The 21,505-nt window shown below is 47.4% G+C and carries 15 protein-coding genes; 8 read left to right on the top strand and 7 right to left on the bottom strand.

Going from position 1 to position 21,505, the window contains the following annotated elements; translation table 11 throughout:
• The first annotated feature begins 53 nt into the window (after nucleotides 1-53).
• Together mgtA and RCO84_RS02245 are read left to right on the top strand one after the other, a co-directional pair.
• Nucleotides 54-2,723 (top strand): magnesium-translocating P-type ATPase, encoded by a 2,670-nt coding sequence (gene mgtA, locus RCO84_RS02250; RefSeq protein WP_186292219.1) that lies wholly within the window; start codon nucleotides 54-56, stop codon nucleotides 2,721-2,723.
• 257 nt (nucleotides 2,724-2,980) lie between these two features.
• Nucleotides 2,981-4,021 (top strand): carbohydrate porin, encoded by a 1,041-nt coding sequence (locus RCO84_RS02245; protein ID WP_144151800.1) that lies wholly within the window; start codon nucleotides 2,981-2,983, stop codon nucleotides 4,019-4,021.
• 107 nt (nucleotides 4,022-4,128) lie between these two features.
• On the opposite strand, the gene RCO84_RS02240 is transcribed toward RCO84_RS02245, so the two are convergent.
• The 6 genes from RCO84_RS02240 to pafA form a co-directional block, all read right to left on the bottom strand.
• A complete protein-coding gene (locus RCO84_RS02240) occupies nucleotides 4,129-5,397 on the bottom strand; it encodes an ATP-binding protein (RefSeq protein WP_144151803.1) in 1,269 nt (422 codons plus the stop codon).
• Nucleotides 5,398-5,553: 156 nt separating this feature from the next.
• Nucleotides 5,554-6,579: a lysylphosphatidylglycerol synthase transmembrane domain-containing protein gene (locus RCO84_RS02235; protein WP_144151806.1), complete on the bottom strand. Its 1,026-nt coding sequence runs from the start codon at nucleotides 6,577-6,579 to the stop codon at nucleotides 5,554-5,556.
• 49 nt (nucleotides 6,580-6,628) lie between these two features.
• Nucleotides 6,629-7,813: a glycosyltransferase gene (locus tag RCO84_RS02230; RefSeq protein WP_144151809.1), complete on the bottom strand. Its 1,185-nt coding sequence runs from the start codon at nucleotides 7,811-7,813 to the stop codon at nucleotides 6,629-6,631.
• 72 nt (nucleotides 7,814-7,885) lie between these two features.
• Nucleotides 7,886-8,884, bottom strand: coding sequence for an alkaline phosphatase family protein (locus RCO84_RS02225; RefSeq protein WP_317577056.1), 999 nt, complete (start codon nucleotides 8,882-8,884; stop codon nucleotides 7,886-7,888).
• Nucleotides 8,811-9,989: a glycosyltransferase family protein gene (locus tag RCO84_RS02220; RefSeq protein WP_317577057.1), complete on the bottom strand. Its 1,179-nt coding sequence runs from the start codon at nucleotides 9,987-9,989 to the stop codon at nucleotides 8,811-8,813. Before RCO84_RS02220 ends, RCO84_RS02225 begins: the two co-directional genes overlap by 74 nt.
• Before the next feature lie 213 nt (nucleotides 9,990-10,202).
• Nucleotides 10,203-11,828: an alkaline phosphatase PafA gene (gene pafA, locus RCO84_RS02215; protein WP_317577058.1), complete on the bottom strand. Its 1,626-nt coding sequence runs from the start codon at nucleotides 11,826-11,828 to the stop codon at nucleotides 10,203-10,205.
• A 208-nt stretch (nucleotides 11,829-12,036) separates the two neighbouring features.
• On the opposite strand from pafA, the gene RCO84_RS02210 reads away from it, so the two are divergent.
• The 6 genes from RCO84_RS02210 to RCO84_RS02185 all read left to right on the top strand — a co-directional run bounded on the left by RCO84_RS02210 (nucleotide 12,037) and on the right by RCO84_RS02185 (nucleotide 19,652).
• Entirely contained in the window at nucleotides 12,037-14,763 is a 2,727-nt protein-coding gene (locus RCO84_RS02210) for a TonB-dependent receptor (RefSeq protein WP_317583754.1), read from the top strand.
• A gap of 78 nt (nucleotides 14,764-14,841) precedes the next feature.
• Nucleotides 14,842-15,600 carry a glycerophosphodiester phosphodiesterase family protein gene (locus RCO84_RS02205; protein ID WP_228114855.1) on the top strand — a complete coding sequence of 253 codons (759 nt, stop codon included), beginning with the start codon at nucleotides 14,842-14,844 and terminating at the stop codon, nucleotides 15,598-15,600.
• A 152-nt stretch (nucleotides 15,601-15,752) separates the two neighbouring features.
• The gene (locus tag RCO84_RS02200; protein ID WP_317583753.1) at nucleotides 15,753-17,408 is read left to right on the top strand and encodes a carboxylesterase/lipase family protein; all 1,656 of its coding nucleotides are present in this window, start codon (nucleotides 15,753-15,755) and stop codon (nucleotides 17,406-17,408) included.
• A 59-nt stretch (nucleotides 17,409-17,467) separates the two neighbouring features.
• On the top strand, nucleotides 17,468-17,761 hold the full coding sequence (locus tag RCO84_RS02195) for a hypothetical protein (protein ID WP_117587460.1): 294 nt from the start codon (nucleotides 17,468-17,470) through the stop codon (nucleotides 17,759-17,761).
• Between the two features lie 150 nt (nucleotides 17,762-17,911).
• Nucleotides 17,912-18,376, top strand: a complete 465-nt coding sequence (locus tag RCO84_RS02190; protein ID WP_317583752.1) for a copper resistance protein NlpE — start codon at nucleotides 17,912-17,914, stop codon at nucleotides 18,374-18,376.
• Between the two features lie 271 nt (nucleotides 18,377-18,647).
• A complete protein-coding gene (locus RCO84_RS02185) occupies nucleotides 18,648-19,652 on the top strand; it encodes a TerC family protein (RefSeq protein WP_287798063.1) in 1,005 nt (334 codons plus the stop codon).
• A 199-nt stretch (nucleotides 19,653-19,851) separates the two neighbouring features.
• Here the strand turns inward: RCO84_RS02185 and RCO84_RS02180 are convergent, their stop codons facing one another.
• Nucleotides 19,852-21,330: an L-fucose/L-arabinose isomerase family protein gene (locus RCO84_RS02180; RefSeq protein ID WP_317573407.1), complete on the bottom strand. Its 1,479-nt coding sequence runs from the start codon at nucleotides 21,328-21,330 to the stop codon at nucleotides 19,852-19,854.
• Nucleotides 21,331-21,505 lie beyond the last annotated feature (175 nt).

The following is a 21,505-nucleotide window of genomic DNA, read 5'->3' as shown; positions in this document are numbered from 1 at the left end:
TGCTTACCTTTGCAACCGCAAAACAATAATTCACATCAAGTAAAAGTAAAGCAATTATGTGGAAGAAGAAAAAGAACATCAGAAAAATGGCTTTCAATACCGAGACGGTATTGATGGCTGCCAAGGCACCACTCAACACGGTGCTTACTTACTTCCAGACTACCTCATTGGGACTCACCGATGAAGAAGTAGAGAAGAGACAGTCACTCTATGGCAAGAACGAGATTGTACACGAGCAGAAGAAAAAGCCGCTCGTAATGCTTGCCAAGGCTTTTATCAATCCTTTCGTAGGAGTGCTCACCGTACTGGTAGCCATCTCTTACGTGATGGATGTGTGGATGGCAAATGCTGGCGACCAGGACTGGACTTCCATCATCGTAGTCTCGACCATGATTATTCTGAGCACCATCCTCCGCTTTGTGCAGGAATGGAAAGCCAACCGCTCCAGCGAAGCTCTACAGAAGATGGTGACCAACACCTGCTATGTAATGCGTCTCGGCACAAGCACCCGTGGCGGTTCGCCAGGCGATGAAATCAGCAACGAGGAACTGGTACCTGGCGACCTCATCATGCTCTCTGCCGGCGACATGATTCCTGCCGATGTCCGCATCATCGAATCCAAGGATTTGTTCGTCAGCCAATCCAGTTTGACAGGCGAATCAGATTCCATCGAAAAATTCCCGAATCTTTCGGAAGCCCGCAACCATACAGGCAGCATCGTTGACCTCGACAACATCTGCTTCATGGGATCCAACGTGGTGAGCGGATCGGCAAAAGGCATTGTCTTCGCCACTGGCAACCACACCTATCTGGGAACCATTGCCAAGAACGTGGCGGGCCATCGTGCCGCTACGGCTTTCGACAAGGGAATCACCAAGGTGAGTCTGCTGCTCATCCGCTTCATGCTCGTAATGGTTCCTATAGTATTCCTGGTCAACGGAATTACGAAGGGCGACTGGTTGGAGGCTTTCATCTTCGCCATCTCCGTGGCCGTGGGACTTACCCCAGAGATGTTGCCGATGATTGTAACCGCCAACCTTTCGAAAGGAGCGATGGTAATGTCGCGCAAGAAGACCATCGTAAAGGATTTGAACGCCATTCAGAATTTCGGTGCCATGAACATTCTCTGTACCGACAAGACGGGCACCCTGACGCAGGACCACATCGTATTGGAGCGCCACGTGAACGTGGATGGAACCGAGGATAAGGAAAACCGCATTCTGCGCCACGCTTATTTCAACAGTTATTTCCAGACGGGACTTAAGAACCTGATGGATCGCGCCATCCTCTCGCACGTCAAGGAACTGGGACTGGAATCGCTGAGCAGCTCATATAAAAAGGTGGATGAGATTCCGTTCGATTTCACCAGAAGACGCATGTCGGTGGTGGTAGAAGACAGAAATGGCAAGCGACAGATTATCACCAAGGGAGCCGTAGAAGAAATGCTGACGGTTTGCAGCTTTGCGGAATTCGGCGGAAAGGTTCAGCCTTTATCAGACAGCATGCGAAGCAAGGCACAGAGATTCGTGAAGGAGATGAATGCACAAGGTATGAGAGTGCTGGCCCTGGCGCAGAAGAGTTTCCTGAGCAAGGAAAACAACTTTGCCATTGAAGATGAAAAGGAGATGGTTCTCATTGGCTATCTCGCCTTTCTAGACCCTCCAAAGGAATCAGCTTCCCAGGCCATCAAGCAGTTGCACGAGCACGGCGTGGAAGTAAAAGTACTTTCGGGAGACAACGAGGCGATGGTAAAGGCGATTTCCCGACAGGTGGGAATCAATACTTCTGATTCCGTTACGGGGCCGGAACTCGAAAACATGAGTCAGGAGGCGAAACAGAAAGCGGTGGTAAAATGTAGCATCTTCTCGAAGCTTACACCGATGCAGAAGTCGGAAATAATCCAGCTCCTGCAGAAGAAGAACAACACCGTGGGCTTCCTGGGCGACGGAATCAATGACGCAGCAGCCTTGAGAGAATCAGATATCGGAATCTCGGTAGATTCAGCTGTAGATATTGCCAAGGAGAGTGCCGACATCATCCTGCTGGAGAAAGACCTGATGGTTTTGGAGAACGGCGTACTGGAAGGCAGAAAGACCTTCGGAAACATCGTGAAATACGTGAAGATGACGGCTAGTTCCAACTTCGGAAACATGTTCAGCGTACTGGCAGCGAGTTCCTTCCTGCCTTTCCTGCCGATGCTTCCGATTCATCTGCTCATTCAGAATCTGCTTTATGATATTTCGCAGACCACCATTCCTTTCGACCGCATGGACAGGGAATACCTCGCCAAACCACGCGTGTGGGACTCGGGCGACCTGAGCAGATTCATGATCTGGATTGGACCAATCAGTTCGATATTCGATATTGTCACCTACATGGTGCTGTGGTGGGTATTCAAGTGCCAGGGGCCGGATATGGAATCCCTTTTCCAGTCGGGTTGGTTTGTAGAGGGTTTGCTCTCGCAGACACTCATCGTTCACATGATCCGCACCCGCAAGGTTCCGTTCATCCAGAGTTCTGCCTCATGGCCTGTGATGCTGATGACCATCTCCATCATGGCAATCGGCCTCTGTATTCCGTTCACCTCATTCGGCAGTTCGATAGGCCTGACTCCTCTTCCATGGACCTACTTTCCATGGCTCATAGGCATTCTGCTGTCTTACTGCGTATTGACGCAATGGCTCAAAACCCTTTATATCAGGGCTTTCAAACGCTGGTTGTAATGTAAGAAAATGTTTATTGTCTGTTCCGTCTGATTACCTAGAAATAGGGGCTAGACGGAACCCAGATTATTTAGAAGAAACAAAAATACCTAGAAATGGGGATAGAGATAAGGCCCTCGCTATTTAGAAGAAATAAAAATACTGATTATTAAGTATTGCAGGATTTTAAAATATCAAGTATCTTTGCAGCGTGAATTAGAAAGATGCTCGCAGGCGGCGGGCAAGTGAACAAGAAATTATACAAAAACATAAAGAAAATGAAGAGAATTATTTTTATTATTTTAGGCTGCATCAATATTTGCCTTGCTTATGCTCAGAGCTTTAACGGACAATATATTTCTGAATGGCAATGGGACATGAACAAAAATACGAATCTGATCAATCAGCTGAGATTGGAACTGAGTGTTCCTATAGGAAAAGGAAAGGATTCGTTCGAGGCGGCTACGCTGCATGTGGCAAAGACCAACGATGGCATTATTGATGACTGGCAGGGATTTTCGAACATAAATGCGGATAATAATTTCGCTATGCTTGCCGTGCTGGGCTACATGCACGAGTGGAATTCGGGCCATCTGTTTGTGGGTGTGAGGAATGTGAACGAGGATTTCTTTACCTCTGACGTTACGGATCTTTTCCTGAACAGTTCTGAAGGAATTTTTCCTACCGTTGCTTCCAGCTATCCGATAGCCAATTATCCGTATTCGGGCTTGACCCTTTACTTTGATGTAACCAAAGGAAAATGGACATTCAGAAACAGTCTGTATAATGGTGCAGGATATAATGGTTGGAAAGCTCACGACAATCCCTTTCTGGTCCGCCCGAAGAAGGATGGAATCTTCAATATGTCGCAGTTGGAATACAACGATAAAGGTGGGAAATATTTTGCAGGTGCTGCCGTTCATACCCGTCAATATCCGATAAACGAGGATGGCGAAATGGTTTCTGCCGATGAATCCAAGGGCAAGGTCACCTGTGCCTGGTGGGTTTACGGAGAGCAGAGTGTTTGGAAGTCAGGAGACAAGAACATTTCGTGCATGGTGCAATATTCCGAGAACACCAGTCATCAGAATGCCTGCTACCGATACGCCGAACTTGGCGGCGCCTATCAGGACGATAAGAACGAGTGCGGATTGTCAGGCCAGTACGCCCGCTTCCTGCAGGGTTCGGAATATTCTATGGAAGTAACGTGGAAAAGACAGCTGACGGAATCCATCTCCCTTCAGCCATCGTTCCAATACATCAAAAACGACAATGGAGATTTCACGGCGCTCAGTGCCCGACTCTATGTGAATTTCTAAAGGAAGAGAAATTTAGCAAAAAGTGTACATCGTTTGACTTCAAAAAACAAACGATGTACACCTTTTTTATATGGTAAAATAACAGCTACCCACTATTCGGAATGAAACTATAGCATCTGAGACAATTCCCATGCCCTTACATGCGTAATACCCTTGCGAGAAGGCAACTGGAGATCATCAAGCGACACTACAACTTTTTCATAGTTATCTGCTATACATTCCAGCGGAGCATATTCACGCTCTATGGTCTGCTCATCTATAAGCATATAAGTGGCTTGTACATATATGGTACGATCGTTCTTGATGGCAACGAAATCAACCTCTTTATCCTTAATGCTACCCACATATACATCATATCCATAACGCAACAACTCTAGATAAACAAGATTCTCCAACAGATACCCAGCTCCATAGCCGAATCCGGCATAGAGATAATTTTTAAACGATAAATCGTTCATATAGTATTTACAACTGCCAGAAAGGATCTCCTTCCCTTTGATATTGTAGCGCAAAGCACGATGTGCAAGATAAACTTCTTCTATATATCCCAAATATAGAGATACTGTATCATACGAAGTCTTGCGTCCTTTGCTTTTTATGAAGTTGGTAATATTGGTAACAGAAAGAAGATTGGAAGAATTATTAACCAGATAGGCAAACAAATCTTCGAGCAGTCTTACATCGCGAATCGTATATCTACGTATGATGTCTTTCAGTAATACCGTATCCTTCAATCCCGAAATATAGTTACGCTTTACATCGGAAGACTGGAAATGCACGAGTTCAGGATAACCTCCATCAGCCATATACGTCAAATAACTCTCTCTGCCGACAGGGAGCTGATGAATGCTAGCATATTCCCCGTAAGACAACGGGAATATGTGAAATTCCACATATCTACCAGATAGAAGAGTGGATAATTCTCCTGAGAACATCTTTGAATTAGAACCTGTGATAAATATCTCGTAATCTTCAGTATAATCCTGAGACAGCGAGTTGACTACACGTTCCCAACCATCAATATCCTGCACTTCATCTATAAAGATGTAGATTCGTCCTTCAGGCTTTAATTCCTTCCGGTACAGACGGATAAAATTGTCCAAATCCTTATAGTTCTCTATAAAATCGAACGCCGTCAGTTCTCGGTTGATAAAGACAATATTATTGCTGCTGACCCCCTGTTGCACAAGATGCATGGCAGTTTGACGCAATATATAACTTTTTCCCACACGTCGTTGTCCCGTAAGTACCTTCACCACCTTGCTGCCAAGATATGAAGCGACACTTTCGGTATAAAGCGGACGAGGAAAACCACAATCGATGGTGTTACCGAACCAAAGATTATACTTCTTTACTGATTCTATATTTTCGTTCATACTCGAATTTTTGTGCAAAGATAGCATTTTTTTCGTGTATAGACGAAAATATCTCTGTTTTTAACAAGATTTTCGTGTATAGACGAAAATCTCCTTATTTCCATCATTGTTTTCGTCTATGGACGAAAATTTTGAAGTATCGAGATTGTTTCAATCTTATTTCCTTGCTATCCATTTCGGCAAGACCAGGGTGCCCATCACCAGGAAAGGGTAATAGAAGATGGCGCGCCAGAGCATGGCGGCAAGGATGGCTACTGAGGCATCGGGCAGGAAATCGGCATAATAAAGGCGGAACATCAACTCTGCCACGCCACTTCCGCCAGGCGTAGGACTCAGAATGGAAATCATCCACATCACCCATTGGCGGCACCAAGCCACCAGCATGTTGCCCTGACAATGAAAGGCAATGAGAATAGCTACCACGATGGCGAATCTCGACAGCCACGCCAAGAAAGTATAACCCATCAGCTGCAGCCAGAATCTTCCGCCCTCCAGCTTTGCCTCCTCCGAAGCCATCGTCATCTCCTCGGAAAACTTCTCTACCTTGGGTAGGAATCTGCGAAGGAAAGGAATCTTGCAGCATCCCTTCAATACCCAGCCCAGAATCTGAGGACGATGCAACAACAAGAGGTAGAGGATGACCGTCCAGACAGCAACGATAAGGGTGCTGACTATGAAAATAACCTGCACTCCGCCCTTAATCCATTCGTTCGTAGCATCCGCAGAAATCCCCACTTCATCAGCCAAGCTGAACAAGAGATGCGATGGAACACAGAAATAGAGCAACACGCAACTGATGGCAAGAAAAGCCTCATCAGCCAGCAGGGCTGCAAACATAGTGAAGATACTTCTACCCATAGAAACTCCCTCGCGATTGAGATAGACAAAAGCCAATCCACTTCCCCCCACCGCCGAAGGAGTGACGGCAGAAGTAAACTCGCAGAGCACATTGATGCGGAACGCCTCGGCTACAGATAACTTACGCTGGCAGAGATGACGGAAACGGAGGGTGAGCATCAGATTCTGGACCGCAAAGAGCAACACGCCCATTACTACTCCCAGAAAGAACCTGGGAGACAAATCTATCCTGCTCAGAACTTCCACATCAAACTCCCGAATCATCATTCCAACGATGACCACCAGTCCGATGGAAGCCGCCAACCATAAATGCCATTTTTTCATATTACTCTCAAAATAAAACTATACCTTATTATATATAGTAATATAACGATTAAATGGCTAATCTATTTTGTTGTCTGTCAATTAAATGCTGATATCTGTCCAAAACTTCTACAGCAATGTCCTCCCAAGAGCGCACCAGGGTCTCCTCAGCTCCCTTTGCAGCCCAGGAAATAATGGTTGGGCGCTCCAGAATATAACGGAGTCGATTGGCAAAGGCCGTTACGTCGTTATCCGAGAGGAATCCGTTGATTCCATCCTGAATGATTTCCGCCGTATTGCTGCCCCTTGCCACGATGGAAGGCGTATGAAGCGAAGCAGCCTCCCTTACCACCAGAGGGGCATTATCATAGATGGATGGGAAGAGGAAGAGATCGGAAGCCATATAGATCATCTGCATCAACTCCCGGGATTGCACGCTTCCGAAGAAGGTAATCTTATCCTTGCGGTAATCGCTGTTTCCCGACAAGCCGAGCTTTGCCGCCATCGCCTGCATATCAGCCCTAGCATAACCATCGCCCACGAAAAGGGCGTGATAAGGCAAATCCTTCACCTTGGCTAATGCCTCGATGATGAGTTTCACGTTCTTCTCCCAGATATGCTGCCCCACGAAAAGGAGCAAGGGTTCATCTACTGCCACATAAAGCTCTTTCTTGGCTGCCCATTTCATCTCCTCGGTATAAGGCGCATCGGCAAATTCGGTTCCGTTATCCACCACCTCAAAGGTTCCCTTGTAGCCATACTCGCGCAGGGTTTCGCCCACAGAAGCTTGAGGCACCCACACCTCATCTACGCTCTCGTAAAACTTCACCACCTTGCCCACGAGATAATCCACCAGAGCCTTGTTGGGAATTACTCTCTCAAAATCGTCACGATATTTGGAATGAAAGGTTGCCACCAATGGAATCCCCATCCTGCGAGCCGTCTTCAGGGCAAAATCACCCGAAGAGAAAGGACAATGGGCGTGTAAGATTTCAAAATTCTGAGCAGCAACCTGCTTCTGGAACTTGAAATCGAGCGATGGGAAGCCATAACGGTAAGGATGGCGACCGGGAACCGGAAACGAGCGATACTGGAAAACGGAATAAGGAAGCTGAGACTCATCGAGTCCTGGCATTTCCGGGGTTACAACCGCCACGTCCTTGCCCTGCTGATAAAAGCAGCGAGCCAAATTGCTTACCGTGAGTGAAACACCATCCATGACGGGTGGAAAACATTCATTGAACAATCCTATCATAATCTGTAAATCTTATTTGTTATTATCCTATTCTTGCTAAATAAAAAGCTATGTGAGAATCTTATAAATCTTCTATTTGAGAATCTTATAAATCGGCGAAGCCTCCGGCTGTTGATTATCATCATTCGTAAACGGAACCTTCAGGATGCTGGCGATGGTAGGAGCCACCTGCTTGGTATAGATGGTTCTGCCACCTTCCATTTCTCCCAGATGCTGAATGTCTTTTCCGAAAGCCACCAGCCAGGTCTGATTGCTGCCCTTAATTCTTCTGCCATGTTCCGCCCAGGAAGCTTTGGAATCAACTTCGCCACGGTTGGCGTGAACTCCCAGGCTTTCTCCCCTGCCATGATCGCAGGTGATAAGAAAGGTGGTGTTGCCCTTGTAAAATGGGTCCTGCTGGCAGCATTCCCATAACTGTCGAATAAACTGGTCGTTCTGATGGGCAGCATTCAGATACTCCTGCCATTTTCCATGATGACCGTAATAATCGGTCTCGCAAAACTCTACGAAGAGAAGCTTGGGATGCTTCTCCTTGAGGGTCTTCAAGGCACGGTTCAGAGTCACGCTGTCATTTCTTACCTGTTTGCTCACCCTGTGAGGAGAGCGGAAATCCACCGGCAATTCGCTTCTGCGATAATTCAGGATATAAGGAATCACATCCCAACTCGCCACGGCATTCACCCTGTCCTTGTACTCCGAACAAGCCTCTGCCAATTCCAGAACCGACCGGTTGGGGTTATACTGCTTGCGGTTATCAAAAATGTGCTCATCATCGGTTACACCACAGAGCATCTCGCTGTAACCGGCATAGGATTTCCAGATGCCGTTGGCCACCTCCATCTTCGATTTCCGGTTACGGTTGCCTATCATGCAGCCCTTCTTCCTGCCCATCTCCCAGAGAAACGGCATCAGACTGTCGCGCCTGGCACCCTCAAACACCTCCTGCCATCTCAAACCATCAATGGCAATCACTACCACACGCGACTCCTCCTTCTTGCTATCCTTGCCATACACGGCGAGCAGGAACAACAAGGGAAGAAGCAGCAACAATGGAATCATTTTCTTCTTCATAAGCCTGGTTCTCCTTTCTATAATAATAAGTATCGTAAGCGTTTTCTATGGCGGCAACGATTCGGCTTTCAGCATGGTTCTCCCACATTCTGAACTCCACATCCTCCTCGTAATCACGGGCAAAAGCCTTCAGTTTATCGATGTCGAAATCCTCGCTCACCACGCCAGCCATTTCTCTTTCTGCATCCATCGCATTACATTCCTGCTCCACATGAGCCGGAATCAGCATGCAAGGCTTGCCCATGTAGAGTGCCTCACAGACGCTTTCGAAGCCAGCGGTGGTGGCGAAAGCCTTGCAGCCTGCCATCATCTTGAGGAATTTTTCGTCGTTGATGCGATGGAAGGTGAGCGTATCATCTACCTTCAGTTCTTCGGGCGCATCGGGCTGATCCCAGAAAAAATGAAGATGGGTATGGGGATGCTTCTCGTGCCAAGCCTTCACATCCTCGGCAAAACCGGCATTCAGCATGTAGCCCATAATGTAGTCGCCATGATGACGGATGATGGTCTTGGCTTCCTGACGGAGCAACGGCGGAACCACCTTAATGCCGTGCACAGGCTCATCCCCGTAGTCACGGATGGAGAGTGCCAACTTGGCTGTGGCTCCCATACAGGTGATACGGGTAAAGAATTTTAATAAAGATTCTGGTACGGAATACTTTCCAGGCATCTGGAAAGAAGGATGGAGGAAGAGGTACTGGTGACCGATGCAAACCTCAGGAATACCGAAACAGAAGAGAGAACAGGTAATGCCGCACAACACCTCGTAGAAATTGATGATGATGTCAGCTCCGCTCTCCTGGATATTCTTCCGTATCAAATGGATACTTGAAAGATAGTTGGGAACCAAGAGCGTATTGTAAGCCAGGGAGCGCAGGAGATTGAACTTGCGGTTGTCCTTAGACGGCAAGAAATTCGGACTGTCAAAAACCTCGATAGGAGTACCTATCTTATTCTGGAAGAACTCAGGAATCACCCTGTTCTTGCTCTTGCCCACTAAAACCTTCACTACTTCATGGCCCTCGTGCAGAAGCATCTGCTTAAGCGCCAACGCCTGGGTGAGATGACCTCTACCCTCTCCTTGAATTACAAAAATTACCTTCATTTTTCTTTATACATCTTTAAACATCTAATATTATGCTGGCGAAGCGGCAGATGCATGTTACACGAAGCTGTCCATCGCCCCTTTCCGAGTGCAAAGGTATAAGTTTCATATTTCAAAGATGTGAGAGAAAAATGAAGATAGGGTTAAAAACTCAGAATACGATTAGAGCCTTATTCCTGAATCGAGTTCAGGAATAAGGCTCTAAATAAAATACTAGAATATCGGCTGACCTACACAGCCATTTGGCGCCTGAACATGAAGCAGGGCGGCGATGGTTGGAACAATATCGGTCATGAAAGTCTGCTTCGTGGTAGCCCCATGCTGGATTCCCCAACCCATGAAAACCAAAGGAATGTGGGTGTCGTATGGATTCCACTCACCATGATCGGTTCCCTTCATGCCGTGGGCATAGAAATTCGGCTTCAATACGATGGCCACATCACCGCTTCGCTCACGGTTGTAACCATTCACGATGCGCATCTTCACATCCTCAGGAATGCTCTCGGTCATCGTCTTCTCCATATCGCAGGCATACTGCACGCAACTGTCTTCCTTCAACACGTCCACCACGCTCTGCTTGATCTTGGCGAAATCCAACTTGTTTTCCTTGATGATGTTTCGATTGAAAAACACCTGATAGTTCATCACGGTCTTCACCAAATCACCCACGTTAGGATACTCCTGAGCCAAGGTCTGATTCAGCTTCTTCGCCACCGCATCACCATCCCAACTGCCCGCAGGAATGCGGCGGTCTTGCAGGAAACGGGCGTTGTTCATCGCTCCATGATCGGCACTCAGGAAAGCCAGATAATTTCCTTTGCCCACCTTCTCATCGAGATAAGAAAGAAAATCGGCTATCGCCTTGTCCAGGCGCAGATAAGTATCCTCAGTCTCTACCGCATGAGTTCCCACCTGATGACCGATATAATCCGTGCTGGAGCAGCTTACTGCCAGCAAGTCGGTTTCATCATCTGCACCCAACTGCTCGCCGTCTATCGCCGCCTTTGCCAAATCAATCGTCAGCGAATTGCCGAAAGGAGTTTTGCGGATAATGCTGTAACCATATTTCTTATAAAGGGCTGGAAGATTGAGCGGCAGCGTAGCCTTCATGCCCTTGCGGATGCCATCCTCATACTCGTTCTCATCTTCCGTACTTTCAACGTAAGTATTCTCAGGATAGAGTGTGTTCCATTTTTCCGAGAGATAACGCTCTGGCAGATGCTGGTTATTGAACGCGTCCACCCACTTGGGCAACTGGTTCATATAATAAGAACTGGTGATGAACTTGCCGCTCTCATCATCAAACCAGTAGGCACCGTTCGGATTATGACCTGCAGGAAGAATGGAAGCACGGTCTTTCAATGCCACGCCCACCACCTTGGCTCTGCCGTTGGATGCAATCTTCATCTCGTCGCCGAGAGTCGTAACCCATAGATTTCTGGGCGACATCAAGCCCGCCTTACTGTTGGAACCCACCGGTTTTACGGTTTCATCATCCGTGCAATACACCTTCTTGCCATTCTTCACAAAATTGTTTCCAGCGATTCCATGGATAGATGGAACACTACCAGTATAGAGACAAGTATGACCGATGGCGGTAACCGATGGAACATACGGAATACGGGTGTTTTCGCAAGAGAAGCCCTCGTTGAGCAGTCGCTTGAATCCACCTTCACCATAGCGCTTCTGATAGCGATAGAGATAATCCCATCGCATTTGGTCAACCACGATGCCCACTACCAGTTTGGGGCGCTGAACGTTAGAAACATTCACCTGTTGGGCAGCAGCAGAGCCGCATCCCAGAAATGCCAACGCAATAAAACTAAATACCTTATTCATTTCTTTCTTCAAAAATACTGTAATGCTTTTTACCGCTGCAAAGGTATTTAAAGGATGTTGCCATCATGTTACAAAGAAATGAAAGAAGAGTGAAGAAAAAAATACTGATTTCAACTTCATCTTTTCTTCACCAGATAGAAACCACGATGTAACAAAATCATTCTACTTTTGCAGTCGAAAAAAATAAATATGCAAGAAACAATAGATTATGAACAGATTTAAGATTGTATTAATGGCTTCCCTGCTCGTGCAGGGCGTAGCATGTCTGGAGGCGAAAGCCGACAATACTCCAGAAGGAAACAAAACTAATTCTAAAGCATTGGGCGTGAATGCAGTAAGCGGCAAGGTGACCAACGAACAGGGCGAGGCTTTGCCTGGCGTGGTGGTTCGCTGCGGAAACACGAATGTACAGACTGATTTGAACGGCGAGTTCCACGTCAACGTGAACGATGGTGACAAACTCACCTTTACTTATATAGGATACAATACCATCACCAAGGATGCTGACGACAACAACCTGAAGGTAGTGATGAAGGAAAATACACAGGCCCTGGGCGAAGTTATCGTCACTACCCAGAAGAAGAAGCAGAGTAGTTTGGAGATTCCTGTGGCTGTAAGTGCCGTAACAGGTAGCGTGATGGAGAAACTCAATCTCCACCAGATGGACGACGTGGCTCAGTTGACCCCAGGCGTTCAGATTCAGCTGCAGAGTCCTAACAACCCTGGCTACGTGATTCGTGGTGTAACTTCAGATGGCGGCGAGGCTTATTCCCAGCCAAGAGTTTCCGTGTTTATGGATGGTGTTTCTACATCTAGAAGCCGCTCTTCTGCCGTTGAACTATTCGACTTGGAACGATTGGAAGTAGTAAAAGGTCCTCAGGGAACTCTCTTCGGAAGAGGTGCTGAGATTGGCGGAATCAACATCATCCGCCACAAACCGGTAAATGAACAGAAGGGCGAACTTTCCATGAACTACGGCAGCTACAACCAACGCCAGGTAACAGGTTTCATCAACACCCCAATCATCAAGGACAAGCTTGCCAACCGCTTTGCCTTCGACTACGATGCACGCGATGGTTTCATCAAGAACGAGGCAGGCGGCAGACTGAACGGCAAGAATGCCCTGGCTTTCAGAAACTCTACCCAATGGTGGGCTAACGATGATACTTCCGTGGGCGTGGTACTCGATTATCAGCACGATGATTATCCAGGCACTTCCTTCCATAGCATCAACCCAGCCTTTGGCAATAGCAACCCAAACAGTCCTGCAAACCTGGAAGCCGGCAAGCAGTTGGGCATCAAGCGAAACGTGGGTGGCGCCCTGCTCAATATCGACCACAACATCAGCAACCGCTGGTCGTTTAATTCCATCACCGGATTCAGAGCCTTCAACAGCAATGAGCATTTCGATGCAGATGGTACTTATCTCCCACTCCTGCTCTGCGAGGAAAAAGAGAAGGGAACTCAGTTTAGCCAGGAATTCAGATTCAATTATGATGACAAAAAGTTCTTCTCTGGCTTCCTGGGAGCCAGCTATTTCTACGAGAATTCATCACAGGATGTCAACGCCAAGGCGAATCTCCAGTACCTCTATCCAGTGTTTATCCAGAAGAGTGTGAAGGCTTCGCTCAGCAGTCAGATAGATAATGTAAAGGGATTGCTCAGCCAGTATCTTCCTGCCGCTTACCTGCCGATGGTAGATGCTGCACTCGCCCAGCTCATGAGCAAGTGGTTCCCTGAGAATCCTGAAAAAGATGCTGATGGCAAACTGAAGGCACTGACCACCACTCCTGATATTTATGGTGATTTGAAGACTGCTCTGGGTGCTGTAGGAATGGATTTAGACCAGGTTCTTGCTGGCTTGGGCGATAACGGCAAACTGATTCAGGCTACCTTGCAGGGCATTTCGGCCAAAGCGCTCGATACTGCCTATACCGAACAGGGCAAGAATTACGGAACCAATCAGGCTGTAGAGGTTTTCGCTGACGGAACCTTCAAACTCACAAAGAATCTGAACTTCACCCTGGGTATCCGCGGAACTTACGAGAATCAGGAAACAGGCTACTCTTCAGCGACCGTACCAAGCATGTTTGGTGCCATACTTTATCACCCTACCGAGGGTAGCGCCAAGGTAACTGCCAAGGAGAGCTACTGGTCGTGGGTAGGTCGTGCAGCACTCAACTACATGATAGGTCGCAACAACATCTACGCCAGCGTGGCTCGTGGCCGTCGTCCGGGAGTGCTATATTTCAACAACGATCCTAAGGATTTCGAGACACTCGACCCTGAAATCATCTATAGCTACGAGGCAGGTGTAAAGGGAAGTCTCCTGCAAGGCAGATTGAATTACGATTTCTGCGCTTACTATTATGACTGGTATAACTATCAGACATCGGTTTTCAACGCTACCACCAGCAAGTTTGAATACGATGATGCAGGTCGTGCCCACAGTTTCGGTCTGGAGGCAAGCATCAGCTACTCTCCATGCCGCTACCTGAATCTCTTCGGCAACTGGTCGTACATAGAGGGCAAGTTCAACGACAAGGATGACAACGGAAACGCACAGCTTTATGCCGGCAACCGCTTTCGCCTTACTCCAAAGAACAGTTTTGCCATCGGCTTCGACCTGAACGTGCCAACCGGCGAGAAGGCTTCCTTCTATCTCTGCCCTACCTATTCATGGAAATCGAAGGTGTTCTTCGAAGAGAGCAACGAGCCAGAGTTTACCCAGGATGCCTACGGACTGCTCAACTTCACAGCCGGTTACCGTTTCCAGCCAGGCAAGGTTTACTACGAGATTGGAGCCTTTGGCAAGAACGTACTCGATGAGAAATATATCGTAGATGCAGGTAATTCCGGCCGACAGATTGGTTTCCCAACCTACATCGGCGGTTCCCGCTCCGTTGTCGGCGTGATGTTTAAAATGGGATTCTAAGACAATAAATGCAGACTGGAATACGTTTCATAAGTATAACGAAATACATATTGAAGAAATATATTAAAGATAAAAACAATGAAAAGAATTTTGATTTATATGATGCTGCTGATGGGAGTGATTCTCCCATCCTCAGCCAAGGATAGAGCCCAGCAGGTGATTGCCCACAGAGGCTATTGGAAGACAGAAGGTTCTGCCCAGAACTCCATCTCTTCTCTTCAGAACTCTTATAAGATAGGGGTTTACGGCTCAGAGTTTGATGTTCATATCACACGCGACGGCGAGGTGGTAGTTTTCCACGATGATGATGTTGACGGCATCAAGATAGAGAATGCCAACTATGCCGATATCAAGGACAAACGACTCAAGAATGGCGAGAAGATTCCTACCTTGAAGGACTATCTCAATGCTGCCAAGTCATTGGGCGATATGAAGCTCATCCTCGAAGTAAAAGAGCACATCCAGAAGAGCGATGAAGACCGCTGCATCGATGCCACCCTGAAGATGGTAAGAGAAGCCGGACTGGAAGCAAGAACAGAGTATATTTCCTTCAGCAAGCACGCCTGCGATTATCTCGTTCGCCACGCTCCAGGAGCCAAGGTTTCCTATCTCAATGGCGACCTAACCCCTCTCGATGCCAAGGATGCAGGCTATGCAGGCATCGATTACGAAGATAGCGTTTTCTACGAACATCCGTTATGGATCAAGGAAGCCCGGAAACTCGGCCTGATTACCAATGTCTGGACAGTCAACAATCTAAAAGCCATCAAATATTTCTTTAAGCAAGGCATCGATTACGTGACAACCAATGAACCGGAAAAAGCCAAGAATTTATAATACAACAATCAGAAAAAAGGGTAAGTTTCTCATCATGAGGGGCCTGCCCTTATTTTTTTTGCAAAAAGATTTAAAAAATAAGCATGAACAAGACAAGGTAATGATATTTTGTTTATTTTTGCAGTATCATTGCAAACAAACAGATTTAAGATATGAAAAAACTACTCTTATCCATTGCCTTTCTGCTCCCTGGTATGGGAATGATGGCGCAGACTCAGGTAACGACTGCCGAAGGTATCCTCGAAGGAAAAGACCTCTCAGGCATCACAGTATTCAAGGGTATTCCGTTCGCTGCCCCTCCGGTAGGAAATCTCCGCTGGAAGGCTCCGCAGCCTGTACAGAAATGGCAGGGCGTTCGCGAGGCCAAGGAGTTCGGACCGAACCCGATGCAGGAACCTCTCTTCGGCGATATGAACTTCGGTACGAAGACCAACAGCGAGGATTGCCTCTACCTTAATATATGGACACCGGCAAAGACCATGAAGGAGCATCTGCCGGTACTCATTTATTTCAACGGCGGAGGACTGATGGCGGGTAGCGGAAGCGAACCTCGATATGCGGGCGATGCGATGGCACGCAAGGGCATCATCTCCATCACAGCCAACTATCGTGAGGGCATCTTCGGATTCTTCGCCCACCCACAGCTCTCTAAGGAAACATCCTACAAGGGTTCCGGCAACTATGGATTCATGGACCAGGTGGCTGCCATCCAGTGGGTAAAGGATAACATCGAGGCTTTCGGTGGTGATCCTAACCGCATCACCATCGTAGGCGAATCGGCAGGTTCCATGTCGGTCAGCGCCCTGATGGCTTCCCCTCTCTGTCAGGGACTCTTTGCCCAGGCAATGGGTTCCAGTGGTTCGGTGATGGGATTCAAGAAGGTGGCTACACAGAAGGAAGCCGAGGAGAAAGGAGTGCAGCTTGCCCAGAAAATAGCCGAGATGATGGGTAAGGAAACCGGAAAGAAGGTGAAAAAGAACGTAGGAATGAAGAATCTCGACGACCTTCGTGCCCTTCCTGCCGAGAAATTGATGAAACTGGCGGGCGTAAGAGCGGTTCCGGTCTATAACATCGACGGATATTTCATGAAAGAACAGCCTGCAGAGGTCTTTGCCAAAGGCGAGCAGACCAAGGTACCTCTGCTCATTGGCGGTAACAACCAGGAGATGACTCCTGCAGCCGTATTGATGGGCAAGCAGCCTACCGTCGAGAATCTGAAGGCGGGTGCCAAGGCTACATTTGGAGAAGAGAACATCGAAGAACTCTTCCGCCTCTACGGCATCAACAGCGATAAGGATGTATTGGAGCAGCCGGGCGTGAACCTAGCTTCGGATATCTTCCTCGATTATTCTACATGGAAGTGGGGCAACATGCACAAGCTGACCGGCGGACAGCCTGTTTACCGCTACCGCTATTGCCATCCTCGTCCTGCTATGGCCATCAAGGGCAAGGTGGCTGCATTGGCTGGCGGCGTGGTAGATGCCAAGGAAGATGCGGCTCCTGCGCCACAAGACAAGGGAGCCGTTCATTCTGCCGACATCGAGTATGCAATGGGTACATTGCCAACCAACCGCGTGTTCAACTGGCAGCCGGAGGATTATATGATCAGCGACATCTTCAGCCAGTATTACGTCAATTTCGTAAAGACCGGCAATCCGAATGGTCTGGGTCTGCCTGAGTGGCCATCCACCAACGGCAAGGCAGTAACCCCTGTGCTTCAGATAGACGTGAATACCGTCGTAAAAACTGATGCCCAGATGGAGAAGCGCTATGATTTCATAGACAAACTGTTTTGGGAGAAGAAATAATTCTCTCATTACATTGAATCAATCGGAATACAGATTTCATTGAATAAACCAGAATTGAGATGTTTCAGAAATTCATTATCAACAGAGACGGAGTACTGAAGTTCGGGCGTGTCTACCTGCACCGTGACATGCTGTCACCCGGCGAGCAATGCACCTACGGGGGCGGTTTGTGGAAGATAGATGAAGGCAGAGGCGCCATCGTGCTCTACGGCAGAAGTTTCGACTTCGGTCCTCCCGATTTCGACTTTGTGAAACAGATAGACTGGACGGGCTTGGGCGGAACCCCTCGCCCGCTCTTCTATCTACCTCATTGGCCTAGTGAAGAAGAGATTGTGCCTGTCATCATCAATTAAGAAAATAGTATAATATTCTATAATTTTTTGTGTAAAACTTGCGGATTACAGAATAAAACACTATTTTTGCGAAGAGAAATCCTTCTCGGGGAAAGTACTCTCGAAGAGAAGAGATTCCGTAAATAAGTAACAATTAAAAAGCAGTATAGTATGAAAAAGAAATTAGTTTTGACAGCAGCCGTCATCGCTGCATTATCTGTTGTCTCCTGCAATGGCAAGAAGACAAATAGCCAGGGGGCTGACCAGGATAGCCTCAGTTATGCTGAAAATGATTCGCTCAATTCCAACGATGTCATTCTCGATTCCATCGCCGGCACCTACGAGGGAACTCTCCCTGCTGCCGACTGTCCGGGCATCAAGACCGTTTTAACGCTCAACGCCGACAGCACCTATCAGTACTCAGCCGACTATCTGGAGCGCAAGGATGGTCATGACGAAGCGAGCGGTATCTTCAAGGTATTGGCTAACAACGTGGTAGAAATCACCCGTCCATCAAGCGGCGAGACATCTTACTACAAGGTAAAGGATGCCAACAGCCTCATCATGACCGATTCGCTGGGCAATGAGCCTGAAGGCGCCATGGCTAAGCACTATGTGCTGACTAAGAAAAGTTAAAAGGGTAAAAAGGTAAAAAGAGCCCCCTAGCTTAACATTCCGCTAGGCTCTTTTTACCTTTTTACCTTTAAAACGCCTTTTTTGCCGGTTCTCACAGCACCATTATTACAAACATGTTACATTCCTGCCTTTCAAGTTAAAATCAATTAAGTTTTGCACCGGAACCTTCGCTATTCCAGATATTTTTCCTAATTTTGCGCCTACGTTTCTAACAGATGAAATGATTTTAAGATTCAATGGTATATACTAAATAGATTAAGGAAAAAGAAAAATGGAACATGTTTTTACTGAATCGATGTTTTTGGTGGGATTCGTGATTTTCATCGCTGCCATACTCGTATTAGACATGCTGGTCATCGACCGAAAGGCACATGTGGTGTCTATCAAGGAAGCCGGTTCATGGACGGCTGTATGGATTATTCTCGCGCTCGCCTTCGCCGTATTCATCTATTTTCATGGCGACATGGTGCACGGCATCGAGAACTTCGACGACCTGAAGCTGATAGCCTCGCGCTATGCTTCGCATCTCAAACTGGACCCGAACGACTATGAGGGAAGTCTGCAGCAATACCGGCACTATATGACCATCTCCTACATCTCGGGTTATCTGATAGAGAAAACGCTCTCGGTAGATAATCTCTTCGTGATGATGATGATTTTCACCTCGTTCGGAGTAGACAAGAAAGATTACCAGCACGTACTGAACTGGGGTATCCTGGGAGCCATCGTACTGCGCTTCGTCTTCATCTTTGCGGGTGCTGCGCTCATCAGCCGTTTTGCCTGGATATTACTCGTATTCGGAGGATTCCTGGTTTACAGCGGTACCAAGATGTTCCTCAACAGGAACAAGAAGGAGGAAATCAATGCTCTGGAGCATCCGGTAGTGCAGTTCATGCAGAAGCGCCTGCATCTGGGTCCGCTGGTGATGACGGTGGTTTTCATCGAGTTCTGCGACCTGATTTTCGCCTTCGACAGCATCCCAGCCGTATTCTCGGTATCGCTCGACCCGTTCGTGGTGTTCTTCTCGAATATCTTCGCCATCCTGGGCTTGCGTGCCCTCTTCTTCCTGCTGGCAGCGATAGCAGACAAGTTCCGCTATCTGAAAGTGGGTGTGAGTGTGCTGCTGGTGTTCATCGGTGTGAAGATGCTCATCCACGATTTCTTCGAGATTGATGCAGTCAGTTCGCTGGTATTCATCATCCTCGTACTGCTCGTCAGCATCGGGGCTTCGGTGATGATTCCGCAGAAACAGGAAGCGTTGGAAAATACGAAATAAGCAAAACATTCTTGGAAGGAGATTATCATCAGGTAATCTCCTTCCAGGAAAACATAAAAAGGGCGATTGCTATTCCCTACGCAAGGGATAAGCAATCGCCCTTATCTTTTATGAACTCAGTTTAGAAAGAAGAGCAAATGAATTGGCTTTTCCTTCGGCCGCCGAACTTTGTTTCTTCACTCTTCCCTCTTCACTCAATTTACTTCCAAGGATTCTCTGTTGGGTAAGGCAGACTAGCTGGCTGGTTGTAAGCGATATCCTTGATGCCGAGATACTTGAATACCTCGAACAAGGTCTTACCTACGTGAGAGAATGCTACGGCTCCGTGGTGTGGATAACCCTTCTGAATCAATACGTGACGATAGAAGCGGCCCATCTCTTTGATGGCGAAGATACCGATACCACCGAATGAACGGGTAGGAACATCGAGAACCTCACCCTCTGCGATGTAGCTGCGGAGGTTGCCCTCAGAATCGCACTGCAGACGGTAGAATGTGATGTCAGAAGCTGCGATATCACCCTCCAAAGTACCACGGGTGAAGTCTGGTTTACCACCATTCTCCAACAAACGGTTCTGGATGAGCTGATACTTAATCTTACGGCTAGAGCACATCTTGCACTGAGGAGTGTTACCGCAGTGGAAGCCCATGAAGGTATCAGTCAACTTATAGTCGTACTTGCCCTGAATATCCTCATCGTAGATGTACTTAGGAACTGAGTTGTTGATATCGAGCAATGTAACGGTGTCGTCAGAAGCACACATACCGATGTACTCAGAGAGCGCACCATAGATATCTACCTCGCAAGCTACAGGAATGCCGCGGCTAACGAGACGGCTGTTTACATAGCAAGGCTCGAAACCGAACTGACTTGGGAATGCAGGCCAGCACTTGTCAGCGAATGCTACATACTGGCGAGAACCCTTGTGAGCCTCTGCCCAGTCGAGCAATGTCAACTCAAACTGTGCCATTCTGCGGCTGAGGTCAGGATAGTAGCAGCCTTCGCCCATCTCCTTGGCCATATCAGCACAAACCTCGTCGATACGTGGGTCGTTCTCGTGCTCCTTGTAAGCTACGAGAAGGTCGAGCTCTGAGTTCTCCTCAATCTCAACACCGAGTTCGTACAAGCCCTTGATAGGAGCGTTACAAGCGAAGAAGTCCTGTGGACGTGGACCGAAGGTGATAATCTTCAAGCCCTTCAAACCGAGGATAACGCGAGCTACTGGTACGAAGTCCTGAATCATCTTAGCTACGTCCTCTGCTGTACCTACAGGATACTCAGGGATGTAACCCTTCAGGTGGCGCATGCCAAGATTGTAAGAGCAGTTGAGCATACCGCAGTAAGCGTCGCCACGACCATTGATCATGTCGCCGTCACCCTCAGCAGCTGCAACAAACATGCAAGGACCATCGAAGTTCTTTGCAATCAAAGTCTCAGGAGTCTCAGGACCGAAGTTACCGAGGAATACAACCAAAGCGTTGCAGCCCTGCTCTTTCACTTCGCCCAAAGCCTTGAGCATATCTTTCTCGTTCTCAACTGTAGTCTGGCAGTTGAAAATTTCACCCTTGTACTCTTTTACGATGTTCTCACGGCGCTGAGTAGAAAGCGCGATTGGAAAACAGTCACGGCTAACGGCAATAATACCGAGCTTTACTTGTGGAATGTTGTTGCTTACCATAATTAGTTTATTACTTAAGTTTTTGTATAAATTCTTATATTTATTGTTTATTATTTGATTTTTTCGAGTTTGTTTGGCTGACAATTATTCATTGTTCCGAGCACAAAGGTACAAATATATTTTGTATCACCAAGCGTTTTAAGGAATTTTTAATTCAAAAAAATGGCGCAAAATC

It is taken from the genome of Segatella copri (assembly GCF_949820605.1).
GTDB lineage: Bacteria > Bacteroidota > Bacteroidia > Bacteroidales > Bacteroidaceae > Prevotella.
This window is presented reverse-complemented; position numbering and strand designations above follow the sequence as displayed.